We start from the raw sequence: 20,735 nt of genomic DNA on the forward strand, positions 1-20,735 counted from the left end.
CTCGCCTTCTTCAACTATGCTAGATGCTCGAACCCGCTGGTCCGTACACCCCCCAAGTCCGGACCAGCGGGTTCTTCTATGCCCGGCGGAATCTGCGCCGATTCGGGCGGGTTTCCGGCCCCGGCAGGGCGCCGTCGCGGCCGCCCGTTTTGGGCCTCGGTGAGAGAATGGACTAATGACTGCAACCCTTGTTGCCAAGGACCTTTCCGGTGGGCACGACCACCGCACACTCTTTGCAAAACTCTCCCTCACTGTCGCTCCCGGCGACGTCGTCGGCGTCGTGGGTGCCAACGGGGCGGGCAAGTCCACGCTGCTGCGGCTGCTCGCCGGCGTCGACCAGCCGCAGGAGGGCACGGTCAGCCTTGCCCCGGCCGACGCCTTCGTCGGCTGGCTGCCGCAGGAACACGAACGGATCGACGGCGAAACGGTGGCCGGCTACATTGCCCGGCGCACCGGCTGCGGCCAGGCGACGGCGGACATGGAATCCACCGCGGAGGCGCTGGGGACCGGAGCCCCGGGCTCCGAGGACGCGTACTCGGCGGCATTTGACCGCTGGATGGCCTCCGGCGCCGCGGACCTGGAGGAGCGGATTCCGCCGGTGCTGGCGGACCTGGGCCTCGAGGTCGGCCCCGACGCCGCGATGACCGGGCTCTCCGGCGGCCAGGCCGCCCGGGTGGCGCTCGCGGCCCTGCTGCTGAGCCGTTTCGACATCGTCCTGCTGGACGAACCCACCAACGACCTGGACCTCAACGGGCTGGCCAAGCTGGAGGCCTTCGTCCAGGGCCTGCGCGGCGGCGTCGTCCTGGTCTCGCATGACCGGGAATTCCTGGCCCGCTGTGTCACCACCGTCGTGGAGCTGGACCTCGCCCAAAACGCCGTCGCGGTCTACGACGGCGGCTACGAGGCGTATCTGGAGGAACGCGCCGTGGCCCGCCGGCACGCCCGGGAACGCTTCGAGGAGTTTGCCTCCACCAAGGCGGACCTGGTCTCCCGGGCCCGCACCCAGCGGGAGTGGAGCTCCCAGGGCGTGCGCAACGCGATGAAAAAGAGCCCGGACAATGACAAGATCCGGCGGGCAGCGAACACCGAGTCCTCCGAGAAGCAGGGCCAGAAGGTCCGGCAGATGGAATCCCGGATCGCCCGGCTGGAGGAAGTCGAGGAACCGCGGAAGGAATGGCAGCTGCAGTTCAGCATCGGCGCGGCGCCGCGCTCCAGCGCCGTCGTCGCGACGCTGCGGGACGCCGTCGTGCGCCAGGGGGACTTCACGCTGGGGCCGGTCAACCTGCAGCTCAACGCCGGCGAGCGGATCGGCATCACCGGCCCCAACGGCGCGGGCAAGTCCACCCTGCTGCGCCTGTTGCTGGGCGTGCAGCGGCCCGACGCCGGCGACGCCTCGATGGGCGCCTCCGTGGCGGTCGGGGAAATCGACCAGGCCCGCGGGCTGCTGGCCGGACACCTCAAACTTGCCGACGCCGTCGAAGCCGTGCTGACGGACCGGACCCCCGCGGAGGTCCGGACCCTGCTGGCCAAGTTCGGCCTCAAGGCCGACCACACGTCCCGGCCCGTTGATTCGCTCTCGCCCGGCGAACGGACCCGGGCCGCGCTGGCGCTGCTGCAGGCCCGCGGCGTGAACCTGCTGGTCCTCGACGAGCCGACCAACCACCTGGACCTCCCCGCGATCGAACAGCTCGAGGAGGCCCTCGACAGCTACGACGGCGCCCTGCTGCTCGTCACGCACGACCGCCGCCTGCTGGAAAACGTGCGCCTGGACGTGCGCTGGAACGTCGTCGACGGCGTCGTCACTGAACTGTTGGGCGCGAGCGCCCCGAAAGGTACCAACTCATGAGCATGGACCGGGTGGCCTGGAGCTCCCTGTACAACATCACCCGAGCCTCCTCCGGCTCCAAGCCGTTCTCCAAGGAGCTGCTCAAGCGTGTGTTCGGCTTCGCCCGGCCGCACCGCAGCCGGCTGATCGCCTTCGTGCTGCTGTCCATCGTGATGGCCGTCCTCGCGGTCGCCACGCCGGTGCTCGCCGGCCAGGTGGTGGACGCGATCATCGCGAAGGCGGACGCCGGAACGGTGATCTGGCTCGCCGTGCTGATCGCGATCGTGGCGGTCGCCGAGGCCGGCATCGGGCTGGTGACGCGCTGGCTGTCCTCGACCATCGGCGAGGGCGTGATCGTGGACCTGCGCACCAAGGTCTTCGACCACGTGCAGAAGATGCCCATCGCGTTCTTCACCCGGACCCGGACAGGGGCGCTGGTCAGCCGGCTCAACAATGACGTGATCGGCGCGCAGTCGGCCTTCGCCGGCACGCTTTCCGGCGTCGTCAGCAACGTGGTGGCGCTGGCGCTCACGCTCGTGGTCATGCTGAACAAGTCGTGGCTGGTGACCGTGCTGGCCATGATCCTGCTGCCGATCTTCCTCATCCCGGCCCGCCGGATGGGCTCCAAGCTGGCCGAGCTGCGCCGCGAGGCCGCCGAGCACAACGCCGCCATGGGCACCCAGATGACGGAACGCTTCTCCGCCCCCGGCGCCACCCTGGTGAAGCTCTTCGGCCGGCCGGACGAAGAATCCCGCGAGTTCGCGCTCCGCGCCGGCCGCGTCCGGGACATCGGCGTCCGCACCGCCATGCTCCAGTTCACCTTCGTTACGGCACTGACCCTGGTTTCGGCCCTGGCTCTGGCACTGGTGTACGGCCTGGGCGGCTGGCTGGCCCTGGGCGGGCAGCTCGCCGCCGGCGACGTCGTCGTGCTGGCGCTGCTGCTCACCCGCCTCTACGCGCCGCTCACCGCGCTCTCCAACGCCCGGGTGGAAATCATGAGCGCCCTGGTCAGCTTCGAGCGGGTCTTCGAGATCCTGGACCTCAAGCCGCTCATCCAGCAGAAGCCGGACGCGGTGGAATCGCCGCGCGGCCCGCTGTCGGTGGAGTTCGACGACGTCCGCTTCTCCTACCCGTCCGCGGACAAGGTCTCGCTGGCCTCCCTCGAGGACGTCTCCACGCTGGATACCCGCGGCGGCGAGGAAGTGCTGCACGGCATCAGTTTCCGGGTGGAACCAGGCCAGACCGTGGCCCTGGTGGGTTCCTCGGGAGCCGGCAAGTCCACCATCGCCCAGTTGCTTTCGCGGCTGTACGACGTCGATTCGGGCGCCGTCCGCTTCGGCGGTGCGGGGTCCGGCGCCGGCGTGGACGTCCGCGACCTCACCTTCGATTCGATGCGCGAAACCCTGGGCATGGTCACCCAGGACGGGCACCTGTTCCACGAGAGCATCGCCTCCAACCTGCGCCTGGCCCGCCCGGGCGCCAGCGAGGAGCTGATGTGGGACGTACTGCGCCAGGCCCGGCTCGAGGACATGATCCGCTCGCTGCCGGACGGTCTGGACACCGTGGTGGGGGAGCGCGGCTACCGGCTCTCGGGAGGCGAACGGCAGCGGCTCACCATCGCCCGGCTGCTCATCGCCCAGCCGAGGGTCGTGATCCTGGACGAGGCCACGGCCGCGCTGGACTCGACGAACGAGGCCGCGGTGCAGGAAGCGCTGGGCGCGGCGCTGGAGGGCCGGACCGCCGTTGTGATCGCGCACCGGCTTTCCACGATCCGCGCCGCCGACGCCATCCTGGTGGTCGAGGACGGTGTGATCGTGGAGCGCGGGACGCACAACGAACTGCTCGCCGCCGAGGGGCGCTACGCGGAGCTGTACCGGACCCAGTTCGCCGAGGCCACCGCGGTGGCCGCGGAGGCGGTGCCGGAGCTTTAGCCCCGGTTTGGGGCGCGCCGGCTTATGGTCCGCCGGTCGGCCTGCGCGGCGAGGACGGGCAGCACGTGCTCCGTAAGCAGGGGCGCCAGGTCCTCGGGCAGCGGGCCGGCCAGATCCAGCCAGCGGATTTCGGCGATCTCCGCCGAGGGGTGCGCGGTCCAGCTGCCTGCTGCATTAGTCAAAGTGGGCGCGGTAAAGACCGTGGCCTCGATCTGCGTCGCGGCCTCGTTGGCGGCCTCGGCCAGCCAGCTGCCTAAGGGTTCCAGGTCCTCGGCTGCGACCACGATGCCAACTTCCTCTTCAAGTTCGCGTGAGGCAGCCTGCGCCGCGGTTTCGCCGGCTTCGGGCTTGCCGCCGGGATGCATGAACTTGTCCGTGCCGCGTTTGCGGACGGTCAGCAGGCGGCCGGCGGCATCAAAGACGCAGACGGCGGAGACGACAATGCGGGGGTTCACACCTGTCCTGGTGAGCACGGATTCGAGCAGCAGGTCCTTGGCCGGACCGGTGACATCCCAGCCGTAGCGGAACTCGGCCGGCCCGAGTTTGGTGTAGTCGACCCGGTAGGTGTCCGGATCGCACCAGTGCGTATCGCGGCTGTCGTGGCCGCCGAAGCCGATGCGGTGGAATGGCCGGCCGTCCGGGAAGTACATGTCCATCGTCTCCGGTGTGGCCGAGGGCTTCAGGAGGTACTCGCGGCTCGCCGGCCCGGTAAAGGGTGCGGCGCCGGGAGGATTCCAGTGCACGGTGCCCTCTTCGCGGAAGCGGAGGCCGCCGTCGTCGGTTTCCGTGAAGCGGACGACGCCGGTGAAGGTGCCGCGGCTGCCGGTGGCCCGGTCCAGCAGGGTGCGGGCCACCGTCCAGCTGCCCAGCAGGTAGGAGCGCAGTTCGAAGTGCCGTTCATTGTCTTCGCCGGCGGCCGGCGTATGGGAATTCAAGTGCCCTCGATTGGAATCGAACCAACGACACCGGCTTTAGGAGAGCCGTGCTCTATCCACTGAGCTACGAGGGCGGGCATGCAGGCGGGTGGCGATCGGCCGGCCCGTCCGGACACGGATACAAGCATACAAGGTGAGCGCCCGTACTACGCTCTTGGCATGACAGCCTCAGCCCGGACGGTTTCCCGGGAACTTATCTATCTCCCCGACGTGGCCGCCACGCGGTTCTACCTCGGGGCGCTCGCGAAACTGAGCGTGCTGCAGTATTTCGTCGCCGAGGCGGCGGTGATCGGGGCGTGGGCGGGCCGGGACCCGTACAGCCGGCGCGCCGGCTACATCAGTGACCTTGGCGCCCTGCGCTGCGGCGAATTCTCGGGCCGCGATGTCTGTTCGCCGGCGCACCTGCTGATGAACGCCTCGTTTGTGGTGCAGGGGATCGGCATGATGGTCGGGGCGCTGCTGCTCAGCTCCGCCGTGATCGGTGTAGCGGCGCGGGCCGGGGCACGGCTCGCCGTGGCCCCGGGACGGCGCTCGCCGTCGACGGCCGCCTTTGCCGCCCGGTTGCTCAGCGTGGCCGCCGGCGCCGGGACCGTGATCGTGGGGCTGGTGCCCGAAGACGCCGGTTCCGGCTGGCATCTGGCCGGGGCGCTGATGTACTTCGCCGCCGGCGGCGTGGCCCTGCTGTTGGTCGGCTGGCTGTGGCGAAAACAGACGCCGCTGGGCTGGTTCATCTTTGCCTGCGGTGCGGTCTCGCTGGCCGCACTCGCCACCGGCGGGGCGACGGGCATGCGGGTGCCCGAACCCGGCACCCTGGAGCGGCTGATGGGATACCCCATCACCGTTGGCACGGCGGCGCTGGGGCTGGTGGTCGCGCAGCGCGTCCGGCAGGAACTGGTCACGCGGAAGCTGGCGCGCATGCAGGGGAGTTCTCCCCGCTGACGGGGCGGAAGCGGGCACCCGACCGGCGGACCGGGCACGTATCAAGCCCGCTTGAACACCTCGCGCTTCATTTTCGGACCTGCCCTGGACTCCTGGTCTTCGACGCGTTGGGCCAATCTGTGTCGCAGGGTGTCTTATGTCTCATCCGGGCGGTGGTTGCACTATTATGGGGGCATTCGCCGGAACGCTCCGGTGCCTCGTGCGGGAGCCCAGTTCCAGCGCACGCCAAATAGCCGACTTGTAGTCTGTGGGGGCACATGTCTGATCAGCTGGTTGCGCCGCGCCTGGCAGCGACTGCCTTTGGCGACCGCCCCGCCCACGTGGTTGTTGTGCGTCGGGTTGCTGTTCTGTGACGGTCGAGGCCCCCATCGCGCCGGACGGGCAAGTCCCCGAGGAAACCCCGGCTGTCGCTGGCGCGCCCGGCGTGGGCACGCCGCCGTCGACGCTTACGGAGCTCAGCCTCGCGGGACTAGGCCTGGCCGAGCCTGAAGCAGCCGCGGAGCCTGAGCCTGAAGCTGCCGCGGAGCCAATCATCGGCGTCCGGATGCTCGAGGGTGGCATCCTTGAAGTCACGCTCCCGCCTAACCGGGAGACCAAGGGGCCGGAGGCGCGCGAGGCAGGCGCCGCAGTCCGGGCGCTCGCCGACGGCAAGCGGATGCCGGTGCTCCTGGTCATTTCCGGCGTCGTCGGCGTCAGTGTGGAAGCACGCCAGGTGTACTCCGGTTCCTTCGCCGCCTCGGCGTTCGCGCTGGTGGGGGGAAGTCCCGTGGACCGCGTTATTGCCCATTACCTGCTGCGCTCAAGGACGGAAACCATTCCGGCGGAGTTCTTCACTTCGCGCGCAGACGCCCTCAAGTGGTTAAGGCCTTATACGAGTGAAAAGTGAAGTACCAGACCCCCGGCTCCATAGCCTCGTGGAGGGAATCGTCAGGATCGCCAGCGGCGATCTAAGCACCCGGATTCCGCACTCCGGCGCGCGCGATGACGTCGCCGCGGTCATTGCGGGCATCAACCTGATGGCGGACGATCTGCAGACTATCTACCAAGAGCTTGAGGAGCGCGTCGAAAGCCGTACCGCGATGCTGCGCCAGGCCCAGGTCGAGCTGGAGCGGATGGCGCTGACGGACCCCCTGACCCAGCTGGCCAACCGGACCGCTCTGAACTCGGTGCTCAGCCACGCGCTCGCTGAGACGTCCCGCGGTGAGATGCCGCCGGCCCTGCTGATTCTTGATCTTGACTCCTTCAAGGGCATCAACGACACGCTGGGCCACAGTGCGGGCGACGACGTGCTGCGTGTGATCGCCCGGCGGCTGCAGGACGCCGTGCGGGTGACGGATAGCGTGGCGAGGCTCGGCGGCGACGAATTCGCCGTCATGCTGCCCAAATCCAACCTCGTACGCGCCCGGCGGGTGGCCAACAGGATCCTCAAGGCGCTCAGCGAGCCTCTGGAGATCGGCGACCTGCGGGTCACCTGCGGCACCAGCATCGGCGTGCGCGTGGCGGAACCCGGCCAGTCCGCCGACGACCTGGTGATGGAAGCCGACACGGCCATGTACGCGGCGAAGGCCCAGCCGCACAGCGGGATCAAGGTCTTTGAACCGGCGTTGCTGTATGCCCGCAGGCTGCAGAGCCTGATGGTCACGGAAATGCGCGAGGCGATCCGCCAGGACCAGCTGACGCTGCATTTCCAGCCGGTGGTGGAGCTCGCTACCGGGCGGATCGAGGGCGTCGAGGCGCTGGTCCGCTGGAACCACCCCGAGCGCGGGCTCCTGATGCCGGACCAGTTCATTCCGCTGGCGGAGGAGACCGGGATGATCGTGGAGCTGGGGCACTGGGTCCTGCGCAATGCGGTCCGCCAGCTCCGGGACTGGCAGGACCGGCTGCCGCTGGACGGCGAGTTCTCCGTCCGGGTCAATATCTCCACCACCGAGCTGCAGAACCTCGAGCTGATCGAACACGTCCAGGACATCCTCCGCGAGACGGGTGTGGATGCGGCGAACCTCATCATCGAGCTGACGGAATCCATGGCTGTCACCGGCGGCGACGTGGACAAGTACTCGCTCAGCGGGCTGCGGCAGATCGGCGTGCAACTCGAAATCGACGACTTCGGCACGGGATACTCCTCCATCAGCTACCTGCGCCGGCTCCCGGTCAACGTGGTCAAAATCGATAAGAGCCTCATCGACGGACTGGGAACGGACGAGGAGCAGGGCGGCTTTGTCGAGGCCGTACTCCATTTGATCCACGCCTGCGGGCTGAAGGCTGTGGCGGAGGGAATCGAGACGGCCGAGCAGGCCGAGGAACTGGTCCGGCTGGGTTGCGGCAGCGGCCAGGGCTACTACTTCGGCCGGCCCGCGCCCGCCGCGGCCTTGGAATCCCTCATCAGCGAGGGCCGCGCGGTTTCGCAGTAGGGCGGTGTTAGCGCGGTTGCCGCAGTGGCGAGCGACGGCGGTTGGGCTGGTATTGCTGAGTATGACAAAGGGCGGGGACCGGAGGTGACTCCGGTTCCCGCCCTTTGCTGTTGCTGACTCCGTTAGTTCTTCGGGGTGGAGTTCGGCCAGTAGTTGACGGCCAGAACGGAGCCCTGACCGGCGCTGCCACCGTTGGCGGAAACGGCGGAGGCCGCCGAAAGGCCTGCCGCGGCCAGTGCACCAGCTACGAGCAGGGTTGCAAGGGTTTTCTTCATTTATTGCTCCTGTTACGTGAGGGGCTAATGTGACTCGTATATTGCAGATTTAGTATAGGGGTTACGGACACGCCGTTAGGTAACAATTTGTCCCTAATGCTTGAAGCCTGTGCTACTGGTGCGATGCCTTGCGTTTTCAGCATGCTCTGCCTTGCGCGCCGTGTAACGATTCATCCAGGAAGCCCCGATAATTAGTCCATGCACTCTGTTTCGCCGCTGTATGCAGTCGCTGAGCTCCAAGCACACGAGCACCGCAGCAACCATGCCTTCGCGGAGGCGGCCGGCAGTGCGGAGCAGGCGGCCGAAATCGCTTTACGGGATGGGGATTCCGCTTCTTGGTGGAACATGACGTTCCTCCAAGCGGAGAACCTCTTGGACGCGGAACGGTTTGAAGACTGCGCTGCTTTGGCGGCCACTTTGGTTGCCGATGGCGCCATCGCTCCGAATACTCGCGACCACGCCCGTACGTTCATCCTGTTGGCCAAGGCCCAGCAGGGCGCCGGCATGCTGGAGCAAGCGGCCGAATCCGCACGTGTCGCCACCGAGCTGACAGCAGAAGAACTAGACGTCGAGATCAATATCAAGGCAAGGCAAGCGCTGATCGCCACCTTGGCTGACGGCGGAAAACTCGCGGACGCGTGGAAGGAGAGCCGAGCCCTCGCTGGAGTGATCTCAGACGATGTCGATGATCAGCTCGCCGGTAAGGCTTACTGGGTCGTCGGAAACGTAGCGTTCCTCTGCGACAACGTTGAGGAAGGTTTGCGCTACCACGAACTCGCGGCCGCGACGTTTTCGCCCACCAAAAATCTTGATGTCTGGGCTAAATTCAACAAGGCGTCAGCGGCCATGCGCCTTGCGGCCAATGTGGCAGACGCCGACACCCTTCGGTGCATTGAGCGGGCCGAGCTAGCCACCGACGTTATCGGCGGAACCGAGAACGACCTACTCCTTTTGCGTCGAAACCGCGCTCATTGGAGTTATTTGGCCGGCGACTCAAGGTCCGCCGTTGTGCTACTTGAGGAAATCCGCGCAACCCACGGCTACGTGTCCCCGCAGGTGTTGGGGGATATCTGCATGTTGTTGGGGAAGGCATACTTGGCATCTGGAGACAAGGCCTCAGCGAGGGAGGCTCTCCTTGAAGCCGTAACCCTTTTCGATGGCGCCGAGGCTCCGGACCGTGCCCAGCAGGCTCGCGAATTCCTCAAGGCGGAGCTTCGGCGGGAATCCGTCCGGTCCTGGTTGCTTCGTGTCACCGGCTTCGACCGCAACTGATCCCGCGTCCTCAGGATTTCCTTCCCGTGAGGCTTTGACCGGTTTTCCGGCGCGCGCCCCTCGCACCCGCGGAGCATTGCACATAGTGGCTCTATGCCCGCTGAATTCCGCCAGGGATGGGCATGTCCCGGGGGGACGTAGCGACGCCCAGGAGCCACCGCGACCGCGCGCCGATTGCGACCCCGGGCTCGGTAACCCTAAACCGGGGCGGGGCCTGCGGCGGCAGCCCGGGCGGAGGAGGCCTTGCGGCCCAGGAAGACTGCAGCGCCGCCGACCACCAGGCTCAACACCAGCAGGATCCAGCCGGCGACGGTGAGTCCCGACGCCAGGGCAACCTGGCCGCCGTCGAGCGTGTCTGCGGACATCATGGCGTCGATGGCCGAGTTAGCCCACAGCCGCACCCCGGCAAAGAGCAGCGGGACCGCCCACAGGGCCCAGCGGAGCGGCTTACGGGCCACGTTCGTGCCGATGAGCAGCAGCCAGGTGAAGCCGAAGATCAGCGGGAACAGGGTGCCGGCCGTCTTGTGGACGTAGTTGAGCTGTCCGCGGGCGTCGCCGTCCATGGCTGAGCGCAGCTGCTCCACGAATCCCCGGTCGAAACCGCCAATCAGCGAATCGGGCATCGGGAGTCCGCCGGTCAGCTGCGTGAGCTGGTTCAGGGTCAGCAGGTGCACGTACCAGAACAGGAACAGGCTCGCCACGACACCCGCGATCAGGATCAGGCTGCTGTTGCTCTGCGCCTTCTGAGGGGTTCGGGTGGTGCTGGGATTGATCACCGCGGGCAGATGGTGCTGGGGAACGGCAGCGCTAGCGCCGTGTTTCTTGATCCGCTGCGCGGGTGTCTTGGCCATGGCTCCATTATCGCCCCTTGCCCGGTCCGCACCGGCCGGGTTCCGGCAGAAGGGCCGTTGCTCCGGCGTGCCTGTCAGTTGCCCTGAGCGCCCGATAGGCTGAACGCGTGAGCGAATCAGGCAGCAACGAACTTGGCAGGCACCGGCTCGGCCGGCACAGCACCGCGGAACTCAGCCCCGAACTGGATGACTACCAGCTCGCCGAGGCCTTGGTGCGGGAGGCCGGCACCCTCGCCCTGCTGATGCGGCAGGCAGGGCTGGAGGGTCAGCGGAAGACCTCGGTCTCGGACGTTGTGACGGCGGCCGACCACGCCGCCGAGGCCTACGTGCTCGAACAGCTGCAGCGCTGCCGGCCCGAGGACGGCATCCTCGGCGAGGAAGGTGCCTCCGAGCAGGGCACTAGCGGCCGGACCTGGGTAATCGACCCGGTGGACGGCACCTACAACTTCCTGCACGGCTCCAGCTACTGGTGCTCCGCGATCGCCTTGAAGGACTCCTCCGGCCCGCTGCTCGGTGCCATTTTCCAGCCGGAGGAGGACAAACTCTGGCTCGGCGGCACCACGCGCGCGGCCATGCTGAACGGCGAGTCGCTGACAAGCTTCCGGCCCAGCGCCGCAGGCGGCAGGGGACGCGCGGAAACGCCCCTGGCCGAGCTGGGCGCTGCCACCTACATCCATCCCACCTGGCTCGCGGACCCGATGTGTGCCATGCCCTGGCACGCCGCGGCGACCTCGGCAGCGGCACTGCGGATGTTCGGCTCGGGGTCGTGCGACCTGGGCCGGGTGGCCGACGGCGAGCTGGACTGCTGGTTCCAGCACAGCTCCCCGGAATGGGACTGGCTGCCGGGGCAGGCGATCGTGCTCGCGGCCGGCGGCGCCACCGACGTCGTCCGCGTCAACGGCCTGGAGTGGTTCGTCGCCGGAGGTACGACGGCGGTCCGGCAGCTCCGCGCCGCGCTGGAGTCCGGCTCCGTAGGCTAGCCCGCTCCCTCGCCCGGGCGAAAGTGGAGCATGCTCATTCTTGACGCCGCCGCACGAGGAGCATGCCCATTCTCGACGCCGCCGCACGAGGAGCATGCCCATTCTTCACGCCGCCGCATGAGGAGCATGCCCAGTTTTCAGCGCTAAGCGTGGACATAATGCCGCTATGTCCATCCGCCGGCGCCGGGGGAGGGCATGTCCCGCGGGGTGGGAAGCGCCGCGGATCGTGGCGTCAGTGGCACCGCCTAGACTTGTTAACACCATGGATATGTTGTTTGACCCCTATGCCGACGGACCCCTTCAAGCTGCCTCCACCCCGGCCGCGCCCGCCAAAGCGTCCGGAAACCCGGGGGCCGGCAGCGGCCTGCCGGACATGGGATCTGCCCCCGGGTTCGGCTCCCCGGGCGGAAACCAGGCGAGCGGAAGCCAGCCCGGCGGCCACGGCGGAAGCCACGGCGGTGGGAACCACACCGGACACGAGGACTGGGACCGACCCAAGCTTCCCAATGCGGTTGAGCTGTTGCAGGGACTGAACCCGCAGCAGGAGGAAGCAGTCAAGCACGCCGGCGGAGCGCTGCTGATTGTCGCCGGCGCCGGCTCCGGCAAGACCCGCGTGCTCAGTAACCGCATCGCCTACCTGATTGCCACCCGGCGGGCCCACCACGGCGAGATCCTGGCCATCACCTTCACCAATAAGGCCGCCGCTGAGATGCGGGAGCGGATCGAACTGCTGGTCGGCGGCCGGGCCAAGACTATGTGGATCTCCACCTTCCACTCCTCCTGCGTCCGGATCCTGCGGCGCGAGGCGGCCAACGTCGGCCTGAACTCCAACTTCTCCATCTACGACTCCGCCGACTCGCTCCGGCTAATCACACTGGTGGCCAAGAACTTGGACCTGGACCCCAAGCGCTTCGCGCCCAAGGCCATCCAGCACAAGATCTCCGCGCTCAAGAACGAACTGATCGACGCGGACAGCTACTCCTCCAGCGCCAACCACAGCGACCCCTTCGAACAAGCAGTCGCCGAGGTCTTCAAGGGCTACACGCAGCGCCTGCGCCAGGCTAACGCAATGGACTTCGATGACCTGATCGCCGAAACCGTTTACATGTTCCGCGCCTTCCCGGCGCTCGCCGACTCGTACCGGCGCCGCTTCCGGCACGTGCTCGTGGACGAGTACCAAGACACCAACCACGCCCAGTACGCGCTGGTGCGCGAGATCGTCGGCGAAGGCCCCGGCGCGGCCGAACTCACGGTCGTCGGCGACTCCGACCAGTCCATCTACGCCTTCCGCGGCGCGGACATCCGAAACATCGTGGAGTTCGAAAAGGACTACCCGGATGCCCGGACCATCAAGCTCGAGCAGAACTACCGCTCCACCCAGACGATCCTCAGCGCCGCCAACTCGGTGATCTCCCGGAACCCTAACCGGCCGGAGAAGCGGCTCTGGACGGCCGAGGGCGACGGCGAGAAGATCGTCGGCTACGTCGGCGAAAACGAGCACGACGAGGCCCAGTTCATCGCCAAGGAAATCGACCGGCTGCAGGACGAGGGCAACCTCCGCCCCGGCGACGTCGCGATCTTCTACCGCACCAACGCCCAGTCCCGGTCCATCGAAGACGTGCTGGTCCGCGTCGGGCTGCCCTACAAGGTGGTCGGCGGCACCCGCTTCTACGAGCGCAAGGAAATCAAGGACGCCCTCGCATACCTGCGCGTGCTGGTCAACCCGGACGACGACGTCAACCTGCGCCGCATCCTTAACGAGCCCAAGCGCGGCATCGGCGACCGGGCCGAGGGCGCCATCGCCTCGCTCGCGCAGCGCGACCGGACCTCCTTCATGGCCGCCGCCCGCCGCGCCGAGGAAGCACCCGGCATGGCCACCCGCTCCGTGAACGCCGTCCTGGGCTTCGTGAAGCTCCTCGACGACCTCGCCGAGGTCGCCTCCGGCTCCGGCGCGGCCGCCGCCCTGGAAGCCGTCCTGGAGCAGACCGGCTACCTCGCCACCCTGCGCTCCAGCACCGACCCGCAGGACGAATCCCGGGTGGAAAACCTCGCCGAACTCGTCGCCGTCGTGCGCGAATACGAACGGGACAACCCCGAAGGGTCCCTCGGCGCCTTCCTGGAACAGGTCTCCCTCGTGGCCGACGCCGACCAGATCCCGGACGCGCCGGGCGGTGACGCCCAAGACACAGCCGCCGCCGTCGCCGAAGCCAAGCGGCTCGGCGTCGTCACCCTGATGACCCTGCACACGGCCAAGGGCCTGGAGTTCCCGGTGGTCTTCCTCACCGGCATGGAGCACGGGCTGTTCCCGCACCAGCGCTCGGCCACCGACCCCAAGGAACTGGCCGAGGAGCGCCGGCTGGCCTACGTAGGCCTGACCCGAGCCCGGAAACGGCTCTACCTGACCCGGTCCGAGGTCCGCAGCATGTGGGGCCAGAGCCAGTACAACCCCGCCAGCCAGTTCATCGAGGAGATCCCCACCGAACTGGTCGAGTGGAAACGCGAAGGGTCCACCCGCCAGGCCAGCAGCTGGGGGAGCGGCGGATCGATCGGATCCAGCCGCTACGGCGGGTCCTTCTGGGGCGCCGGCACCGCCCGCGGCGCCGGGGCGGACGCCTCGGCAGGCTTCAACGCCGACGTCCCGGCCGCCATCGCCAAGAACCGGGTCCAGCCGCAGAAGGAAATCGTCGCCGTCAGTGTGGGGGACAAGGTCAACCACACCAGCTTCGGCAACGGCACCGTGCTGGCCGTCGAAGGCGCGGGGGACAAGACGGTCGCGAAGGTGAAGTTCGGCGTCGGCGAAAAGCGGCTGCTGCTGCGGTACGCGCCGCTCACCAAGATCGACGCGTGACCGGGCCGCTCACCCGCCCCGCGGGTAGGCCGGGCAGCGCGCGCCGACCGGCATAATGGAGCGCATGCGTCGGACTTCTCTGGGGATCCTGGCCGCCCTTATCCTGGCGGTGTCCACGGCGTGCACCGTCACGCAGAAGGACCCGGACTACGTCCCGCCGGCCCCGCTGCCCGCCCTGGAGCAGCTCAAGCAGGCGTCCCTGACGGACCCGGCGACACTGAGCGCCGGGCCTGACTCGCTGAGCTTCGTCACCGCGGACCGCAACGTCGTCTGCTCACTCACCTCGGCCCGGGGCGACCACGTCAACCTGCCCTATGAACAGAACGGCTTCAGCGGCACCGGGAACGGCAAGTTCGCGACCGTCCCGGTAGCCCACTGTGAGCTCGCCGTCTACCCGAAGCCCGACGCCGAGGACATCCGGGACGACTGCGCCGGCACCGGCCTCGGCTACCTGGGCGGCACGGCCCTGCTGACCCCGGAGCGTGCCGTCTACGGCGAATGCCGCTCCGGCGTCACGCAGCAGGAAACCGAGTTCGGCCCCAAAGGCACCCGCAACGGTCCGCTCTCGCAGCTTCCCGTCCTCGAGGACGGGAAGAACGTCGAGCGCAACGGCCTGCGCTGCTCCGCGTACAACGGCGGTGTCGCCTGCGGAAACGTCTCCGCCGGCGTCGCATTCTTCGTTGCGCGCGACCGTTACGAGCTGATCTTGCCGGCCGCCAAAAAGGCCTCCGCGGCACCGTCGGAGGCCCCAAAAACCCCGTAATCTAGCGGTTTTTCTACGCTCAATAGAATAGTGTCCTTACTCACATAACAGGTAGTCTGGGTCGGGCTGGTCCAAACGAAGGACTAGAGTTCGAAAGAGGAGCATTGCGCCGTGTGGCTCGTTTCCAAGCTTGTCGCAGGGTGCGTTTATTCCGCAGCCCGGTAACCGCGAGAACGTGGGGTCCGGCTGTACAGAAACTACTTCGACGTAGAAGGACACTAAACCGTGGACCTGTTTGAATATCAGGCGCGCGATATGTTCGAGGCGCACGGTGTACCCGTGCTTGCTGGCATCGTGGCGCACACCCCTGAAGAAGCAAAGGCAGCTGCCGAGAAGATCGGCGGCGTAACTGTCGTCAAGGCACAGGTTAAGGTCGGTGGCCGCGGCAAGGCCGGCGGCGTTAAGGTCGCCAAGACTGCCGATGAGGCACTCGAGCACGCCACCAACATCCTCGGCATGGACATCAAGGGCCACACCGTCAACAAGGTGATGATTGCCCAGGGTGCCGACATCGCCGAGGAATACTACTTCTCCGTCCTGCTGGACCGGGCCAACCGCAACTACCTGGCCATGTGTTCGGTTGAAGGCGGCATGGAAATCGAGCAGCTCGCCGTCGAGCGCCCGGAAGCCCTGGCCAAGGTTGCGATCGACCCGGCCGTCGGCATCGACCAGGCCAAGGCCGACGAGATCGTCGCCACCGCAGGCTTCGCCGAGGAACTGCGCGGCAAGGTCGCCGCCGTGATCCTCAAGCTCTGGGACGTCTTCAAGAAGGAAGACGCCACCCTCGTGGAGGTCAACCCGCTGGTCAAGACCGGCGCAGGCGACATCGTCGCCCTGGACGGCAAGGTCACGCTGGACGAGAACGCCGGCTTCCGCCACCCGAAGCACTCCGCCCTTGAAGACAAGGACGCCGCGGACCCGCTCGAGGCCAAGGCCAAGGCCCAGGACCTCAACTACGTCAAGCTCGACGGCGAGGTGGGCATCATCGGTAACGGTGCCGGCCTGGTTATGTCCACGCTCGACGTCGTCGCCTACGCCGGCGAAAACCACGGCAACGTCAAGCCCGCCAACTTCCTGGACATCGGCGGCGGAGCTTCCGCCGAGGTCATGGCAGCAGGCCTCGACGTCATCCTGGGGGATGAGCAGGTCAAGTCCGTCTTCGTCAACGTCTTCGGCGGCATCACCGCCTGTGACGCTGTCGCCAAGGGCATCGTCGGCGCACTCGCCGAACTGGGCCACTCCGCGAACAAGCCGCTGGTCGTCCGCCTCGACGGCAACAACGTCGAGGAAGGCCGCCGCATCCTGGCCGAGGCCAACCACCCGCTGGTTACCCTGGCCGCCACCATGGACGAGGGCGCCGACAAGGCTGCCGAGCTCGCCAACGCAGCGAAGTAAAGGGACCCGACTATGTCTATTTATCTGAACAAGGACTCCAAGGTCATCGTCCAGGGCATCACCGGCGGCGAAGGCACCAAGCACACCGCCCTGATGCTCAAGGCCGGCACTAACATCGTGGGCGGCGTCAACGCCCGCAAGGCCGGCACCACCGTCCTGCACGGCGATAATGAAATCACCGTCTTCGGCACCGTCAAGGAAGCCATGGCCGAAACCGGCGCCGACGTTTCCATCGTCTTCGTGCCGCCGGCCTTCACCAAGGACGCCGTCGTCGAAGCCATCGAGGCCGGCATCGGCCTGGTCGTCGTCATCACCGAAGGCGTGCCGGTCCAGGACTCCGCAGAGTTCTGGGCACTGGCCCAGTCCAAGGTCGACGCCGACGGCAAGCAGGTCACCCGCATCATCGGACCGAACTGCCCCGGCATCATCACCCCGGGTGAGGCCCTCGTCGGCATCACCCCGGCCAACATCACGGGCAAGGGCCCCATCGGCCTCGTCTCCAAGTCGGGCACCCTGACCTACCAGATGATGTACGAGCTGCGCGACCTGGGCTTCTCCACCGCCATCGGCATCGGCGGCGACCCGGTCATCGGCACCACCCACATCGACGCCCTCGAAGCCTTCGAAGCTGACCCCGAGACCAAGGCGATCGTCATGATCGGCGAAATCGGCGGCGACGCCGAAGAACGTGCCGCCGACTACATCAAGGCCCATGTCACCAAGCCGGTCGTCGGCTACGTGGCCGGCTTCACCGCCCCGGAAGGCAAGACCATGGGCCACGCCGGCGCCATCGTCTCCGGTTCCGCGGGCACCGCCCAGGCCAAGAAGGAAGCCCTCGAAGCTGCCGGCGTCAAGGTCGGCAAGACGCCGTCCGAGACGGCGAAGCTGCTGCGCGAGGTCTTCGCGACCCTCTAGGTCCACAGCACGACAGCAACGCGGGGTCACGTCGGGCCCATCCCTCACCGGGATGGCCGCGATGTGGCCCCGCGTTTCTTGATGAAGGCGCTCAACGCGTAAAACGTCGTCTACGTGTAACGCGGCCTTAGTACCTTCGTCAATCCGCCCGGGCCCGGACCGGCTTTGATGATGCGCCGCGTCGCGGAATTGGCCTGCGCCCAGGTGACGCTGCGCCTGCTTGAGGTCCGCAGGAAGGTCGAGACGGGCACCGGGCGACCTCGGCGTTCCGGACGTGCAGCGGCACGCCATCCATGTCGCTGGGTAGGTGCTGTCCCGCGCCGCGTCGCCCTGGGGCCGGGGGAGCCTTCAGCCCCCGGCCTGGCTGATGGTGAAGGCCGCCAGGAAGCCGACCGCTGCAATGAGACCCGTCAGGACGTGGTGTTCCTCGAAGGCTTCCGGGATCATGGTGTCCGCAAGCATGGCCAGAATCGCGCCGGCGGCGATCGCGGTGATAAACGCGACCATTTCGGCCGGAGCGTTTTGCAGGCTGGCGTAGCCGATCAGCGAAGCCAGCCCCGAGATGAGGGCAATGCCTCCCCACACGCCAAAGACGTAGCCGGCGCTGCGGCCGGACTTCTTCATTCCCGCGGTGCTGGAGAGCCCTTCGGGAACGTTGGAGATGAATACGGCCGCGAGCACGGCCGTGCTGACCGATCCCCCCGAGACGAGGCCGAGCCCCAGAACGACGGATTCTGGGATGCCGTCCATTAGGGCTCCGATGGCAATGGCGGTGCCGCTGCCCGGCTTGTCCTTTTCGGAGGGTTGCTTCCCACCGGAGCGTTTCCTGTGTTTGGCACCCCGCCGGGCCAGCAGGGCGTTCGCCCCGACATAGACCAGTGCTCCGGCAAGGAATCCCGCCACGGTCGGCCAGAGACCGCCGCCCTGTTCGGCCTCGTCAACGAGGTCAAACGACAGGGCGGAGATAAGGACTCCGGCGCCGAACGACATGATGGAGGAGACGATTTTCGGGGCGATGGTCCACTTCCAGGCAATGGCCGAGCCCAGGACCAGTGCTGCGCCCGCTACCGTTCCCCATAAAAGGGCCTGCACCCATGTCGGCATCTTGTTCCACCTTCCGTTTCTTCCAGCACAACGGCACCAGGGCCTGCGGCCCGGCGCCCGGCGCCGCGGGAGGCGACCCGGTCGTGATCGCGGACGTGCCCCGATCATGACACTATAAGCATGCTTTCTAAGTTGGGCCGTCGCAGGTCCCAGCTTCGGGAATACCTGGGACCTGGTGTAGGTTGCAGTTCCGTCAGCCAATATCGCCAGAAAAGAGAATAACCTTAGTGGCAACCGATTACGACGAAGTACGTTCCGACGTCAAAGAATCACAGGAGCGCTCCTTGGAAGCGCTGCAGTCCGCGAACGCTCCGGACGCCAGAAGTGTCATCCGGGACCTCGACGAGGCCGATGCGCTCGATGACGCGATGACCCCCGGCGGAGAGTTCGTCGCCGAGGAACTGATCGTGCAGGTGATCCCGCAGGCCGAGGACGAGTTCACCTGCTACTCCTGCTTCCTGGTCCGGCACCGTTCCCAGCTCGCCTCCGAGAAAAACGGGCACTTGTACTGCCTCGAGTGCAAAGGCTAGTGCCCGGCTTCCGGTGAGGCGGGCCCTGCAGCGTCTGTCTGGGCGCCGCCGGCGTCGTCGCGCCGATCAGCATTGACGGCATGGCCTGCGAGCTGGACGTCTCGCCGACGCCCGTGCGGGAGGCGCTCGCCCGGCTGGAGGCTACCGGCATGGTCCGCTGATCCGCGAGGGGCTCGGCGCCGCCTGTCCCATCATCTACGGCGGCAGCGCCGGCCCCGGGCTGCTGCCGGAGCTGGCGGCGGCGGACGGGCTGTTCCTGGGCCGCTTTGCCCACGACGCCGCGAACTTCGGCCGGGTGCTGGACGAAGCCCTTCAGGCCTTCGCGCCGGCCAGCAGTTCCTCGAGCCGCTCGTAGCCTTCGGTCAGGCCGCCCTCCATCCCGGACTGCGCCATGCCGTCACGGGCCTCCATGCTGGGATAGACGGCGTGGGCGGTCAACCGGGTGCGGCCGCCACCGAGGTCCTGGAAGGTGAGGAACTCGATGCTCACCACGTCCGGGTAGCCGCCGTATTCGAAGGTCTGGATTGCGAAGTCGTTGTCCCGCACGGTGTGGAAGACCCCGCTGAAACGGTGCGCGACGCCGTCGGGCCCCGTGTGCGTGTAGCGGTAGCTGCCGCCGGTGCGGAAGTCGTAGTGGTCCACGTCCATGGTGATCCGCCGCGGGCCGAGCCACTGGGCGATGAGTTCCGGCTCCTTGTGGGCCCGGAAGACGTCGGCCACGGGAAAGTCGAACTCCCGCTCGAAGTCGATGAAGGGCAGTCCTTCCGGAACCGTGAGTTTCAGGGCATTGCTCATGATGAGTCCTTTGCCTGGGTGCCGCGCGCGGCGGCCTGGGATTGGAGCACGGCGTCGAGGCTGCGGAACTGCTCCTCGCGGACCAGCCGGTACTGGTCGATCCAGGCGGTGAGCGCCTCCAGCCGTGCGGGGTTCAGGTGGACGGGCCGGCGTTGGGCGTCCCGCGTGCGCGTGACGAGCCGGGCCTGCTCGAGGACCTGGATGTGCTTCGAGACCGCCTGCTTGGAGATCACGAAGGGTTCCGCCAATTCGTTGACCGTGGCCGGGCCGCGGCTGAGCCGGGCGATGATGCGGCGGCGGACGGGATCTGCCAGCGCCAGGAAGGCAGAGTCGAGAAGTTCGTCGTCGTCAGCCATGGGGTCAAGCTCCCGTTATACAACTGCGGTGTTACCCAGCACCAGGCTAATCAACGTATATGTTGATCAACCCTTTGGTTGTTTAAGCGTACGTCCGCCCCTGGCGGCTGGCAAGAGGTTTAGACGCCCGCGTGCAGCCGGGGGAGCGCGTCCACCAGCGGAGCGAGCTCCGGGGTCTCCTGCGCCTGGGCCAGCGCGCGCTCCAGGGTGTGGTCGTGGACCGGGCGCGCCTGTTCCAGCAGTTCGATTCCACTGGGCGTGAGCTCGGTGTAGATCCCGCGGCGGTCGTCCGAGCACAGGATCCGGGTCAGCAGCCCGCGCTCCTCAAGCCGGTTGACCAGCCGGGTGGTGGCACTGGGGCTCAGGGCCGTGGCCCGGGCAAGCTGCTGCATCCGCATGTGCCAGCCGTCCTGCCGGCTCAGCGCATCCAGCACCGTGAACTCCACCACGGAGAGCTGCGCTTCGGATTGCAACGAGCGCTCCAGTTCGGTTTCGATCAGCCCGTGCAGTGCCGCCAGCGTCCGCCAGCCTTGTGCCCGGACCTCGACGGCGTCGTCCTTGATGCCCATACCTTGTGCTCCCTTCCAGCTCGGGCTACCGCGCTCCGGAC

The 20,735-nt window shown here is 67.4% G+C and carries 19 protein-coding genes, 1 tRNA gene and 3 pseudogenes; 14 read left to right on the forward strand and 9 right to left on the reverse strand.

Translation table 11 applies throughout. The features are described 5' to 3' along the window. The first annotated feature begins 175 nt into the window (after window positions 1-175). On the forward strand, window positions 176-1,846 hold the full coding sequence (locus tag ACUYM2_RS03815; RefSeq protein WP_481598866.1) for an ABC-F family ATP-binding cassette domain-containing protein: 1,671 nt from the start codon (window positions 176-178) through the stop codon (window positions 1,844-1,846). Then, the gene (locus tag ACUYM2_RS03820) at window positions 1,843-3,756 is read left to right on the forward strand and encodes an ABC transporter ATP-binding protein (RefSeq protein ID WP_481598867.1); all 1,914 of its coding nucleotides are present in this window, start codon (window positions 1,843-1,845) and stop codon (window positions 3,754-3,756) included. Before ACUYM2_RS03815 ends, ACUYM2_RS03820 begins: the two co-directional genes overlap by 4 nt. On the opposite strand, the gene ACUYM2_RS03825 is transcribed toward ACUYM2_RS03820, so the two are convergent. The 3 genes and pseudogenes from ACUYM2_RS03825 to ACUYM2_RS03835 form a co-directional block, all read right to left on the reverse strand. Further along, a complete protein-coding gene (locus tag ACUYM2_RS03825) occupies window positions 3,753-4,211 on the reverse strand; it encodes an NUDIX hydrolase (protein WP_481601394.1) in 459 nt (152 codons plus the stop codon). The genes ACUYM2_RS03820 and ACUYM2_RS03825 overlap by 4 nt on opposite strands. A gap of 18 nt (window positions 4,212-4,229) precedes the next feature. Beyond that, window positions 4,230-4,691, reverse strand: a pseudogene (locus ACUYM2_RS03830) (DUF6314 family protein); the annotation flags it as partial. Window position 4,692: 1 nt separating this feature from the next. Next, window positions 4,693-4,765, reverse strand: a tRNA-Arg gene (locus ACUYM2_RS03835). Between the two features lie 85 nt (window positions 4,766-4,850). Here ACUYM2_RS03835 and ACUYM2_RS03840 point away from each other — a divergent pair. The 3 genes from ACUYM2_RS03840 to ACUYM2_RS03850 all read left to right on the forward strand — a co-directional run bounded on the left by ACUYM2_RS03840 (window position 4,851) and on the right by ACUYM2_RS03850 (window position 8,041). After that, window positions 4,851-5,630 carry a DUF998 domain-containing protein gene (locus tag ACUYM2_RS03840; RefSeq protein WP_481598868.1) on the forward strand — a complete coding sequence of 260 codons (780 nt, stop codon included), beginning with the start codon at window positions 4,851-4,853 and terminating at the stop codon, window positions 5,628-5,630. A 349-nt stretch (window positions 5,631-5,979) separates the two neighbouring features. After that, on the forward strand, window positions 5,980-6,516 hold the full coding sequence (locus tag ACUYM2_RS03845) for a DUF7793 family protein (protein ID WP_481598869.1): 537 nt from the start codon (window positions 5,980-5,982) through the stop codon (window positions 6,514-6,516). Next, window positions 6,506-8,041, forward strand: a complete 1,536-nt coding sequence (locus tag ACUYM2_RS03850; RefSeq protein ID WP_481598870.1) for a putative bifunctional diguanylate cyclase/phosphodiesterase — start codon at window positions 6,506-6,508, stop codon at window positions 8,039-8,041. Before ACUYM2_RS03845 ends, ACUYM2_RS03850 begins: the two co-directional genes overlap by 11 nt. A gap of 122 nt (window positions 8,042-8,163) precedes the next feature. Here ACUYM2_RS03850 and ACUYM2_RS03855 read toward each other — a convergent pair whose 3' ends face one another. After that, the gene (locus ACUYM2_RS03855) at window positions 8,164-8,316 is read right to left on the reverse strand and encodes a hypothetical protein (protein ID WP_481598871.1); all 153 of its coding nucleotides are present in this window, start codon (window positions 8,314-8,316) and stop codon (window positions 8,164-8,166) included. Between the two features lie 198 nt (window positions 8,317-8,514). On the opposite strand from ACUYM2_RS03855, the gene ACUYM2_RS03860 reads away from it, so the two are divergent. Further along, on the forward strand, window positions 8,515-9,588 hold the full coding sequence (locus ACUYM2_RS03860; RefSeq protein ID WP_481598872.1) for a hypothetical protein: 1,074 nt from the start codon (window positions 8,515-8,517) through the stop codon (window positions 9,586-9,588). 197 nt (window positions 9,589-9,785) lie between these two features. Here ACUYM2_RS03860 and ACUYM2_RS03865 read toward each other — a convergent pair whose 3' ends face one another. Then, window positions 9,786-10,439 (reverse strand): hypothetical protein, encoded by a 654-nt coding sequence (locus tag ACUYM2_RS03865; RefSeq protein ID WP_481598873.1) that lies wholly within the window; start codon window positions 10,437-10,439, stop codon window positions 9,786-9,788. Window positions 10,440-10,546: 107 nt separating this feature from the next. Here ACUYM2_RS03865 and ACUYM2_RS03870 point away from each other — a divergent pair, with 107 nt between their 5' ends. The 5 genes from ACUYM2_RS03870 (at window position 10,547) to sucD (ending at window position 17,340) form a co-directional block, all read left to right on the forward strand. Further along, window positions 10,547-11,419, forward strand: coding sequence for an inositol monophosphatase family protein (locus ACUYM2_RS03870; RefSeq protein WP_481598874.1), 873 nt, complete (start codon window positions 10,547-10,549; stop codon window positions 11,417-11,419). A 262-nt stretch (window positions 11,420-11,681) separates the two neighbouring features. Then, complete coding sequence (gene pcrA, locus ACUYM2_RS03875; RefSeq protein ID WP_481598875.1) at window positions 11,682-14,267, forward strand: DNA helicase PcrA; 2,586 nt, start codon at window positions 11,682-11,684, stop codon at window positions 14,265-14,267. 55 nt (window positions 14,268-14,322) lie between these two features. After that, window positions 14,323-15,030, forward strand: a complete 708-nt coding sequence (locus ACUYM2_RS03880; protein ID WP_481598876.1) for a hypothetical protein — start codon at window positions 14,323-14,325, stop codon at window positions 15,028-15,030. Between the two features lie 225 nt (window positions 15,031-15,255). Beyond that, on the forward strand, window positions 15,256-16,425 hold the full coding sequence (gene sucC / locus ACUYM2_RS03885; protein ID WP_481598877.1) for an ADP-forming succinate--CoA ligase subunit beta: 1,170 nt from the start codon (window positions 15,256-15,258) through the stop codon (window positions 16,423-16,425). 12 nt (window positions 16,426-16,437) lie between these two features. Beyond that, on the forward strand, window positions 16,438-17,340 hold the full coding sequence (gene sucD / locus ACUYM2_RS03890; RefSeq protein ID WP_481598878.1) for a succinate--CoA ligase subunit alpha: 903 nt from the start codon (window positions 16,438-16,440) through the stop codon (window positions 17,338-17,340). Window positions 17,341-17,688: 348 nt separating this feature from the next. On the opposite strand, the gene ACUYM2_RS03895 is transcribed toward sucD, so the two are convergent. Next, window positions 17,689-18,444, reverse strand: a complete 756-nt coding sequence (locus tag ACUYM2_RS03895; RefSeq protein WP_481598879.1) for a ZIP family metal transporter — start codon at window positions 18,442-18,444, stop codon at window positions 17,689-17,691. Window positions 18,445-18,671: 227 nt separating this feature from the next. On the opposite strand from ACUYM2_RS03895, the gene ACUYM2_RS03900 reads away from it, so the two are divergent. The 3 genes and pseudogenes from ACUYM2_RS03900 to ACUYM2_RS03910 form a co-directional block, all read left to right on the forward strand. After that, window positions 18,672-18,974 carry a DUF4193 domain-containing protein gene (locus tag ACUYM2_RS03900; protein ID WP_481598880.1) on the forward strand — a complete coding sequence of 101 codons (303 nt, stop codon included), beginning with the start codon at window positions 18,672-18,674 and terminating at the stop codon, window positions 18,972-18,974. 59 nt (window positions 18,975-19,033) lie between these two features. Further along, window positions 19,034-19,132: pseudogene (locus ACUYM2_RS03905) on the forward strand (GntR family transcriptional regulator); the annotation flags it as partial. Continuing rightward, a pseudogene (locus tag ACUYM2_RS03910) lies at window positions 19,132-19,329 on the forward strand (triosephosphate isomerase); the annotation flags it as partial. The pseudogenes ACUYM2_RS03905 and ACUYM2_RS03910, both read left to right, overlap by 1 nt. Here the strand turns inward: ACUYM2_RS03910 and ACUYM2_RS03915 are convergent. The 3 genes from ACUYM2_RS03915 to ACUYM2_RS03925 form a co-directional block, all read right to left on the reverse strand. Beyond that, on the reverse strand, window positions 19,287-19,769 hold the full coding sequence (locus ACUYM2_RS03915; protein ID WP_481598881.1) for an SRPBCC family protein: 483 nt from the start codon (window positions 19,767-19,769) through the stop codon (window positions 19,287-19,289). The pseudogene ACUYM2_RS03910 and the gene ACUYM2_RS03915 overlap by 43 nt on opposite strands. Next, window positions 19,766-20,125 carry an ArsR/SmtB family transcription factor gene (locus tag ACUYM2_RS03920; RefSeq protein ID WP_481598882.1) on the reverse strand — a complete coding sequence of 120 codons (360 nt, stop codon included), beginning with the start codon at window positions 20,123-20,125 and terminating at the stop codon, window positions 19,766-19,768. The genes ACUYM2_RS03915 and ACUYM2_RS03920 overlap by 4 nt, the downstream gene beginning before the upstream one ends. Window positions 20,126-20,244: 119 nt before the next feature. Continuing rightward, a complete protein-coding gene (locus tag ACUYM2_RS03925; RefSeq protein WP_481598883.1) occupies window positions 20,245-20,694 on the reverse strand; it encodes a MarR family winged helix-turn-helix transcriptional regulator in 450 nt (149 codons plus the stop codon). Between the last annotated feature and the right edge of the window lie 41 nt (window positions 20,695-20,735).

The organism is Arthrobacter sp. SD1074B, from assembly GCF_056780195.1.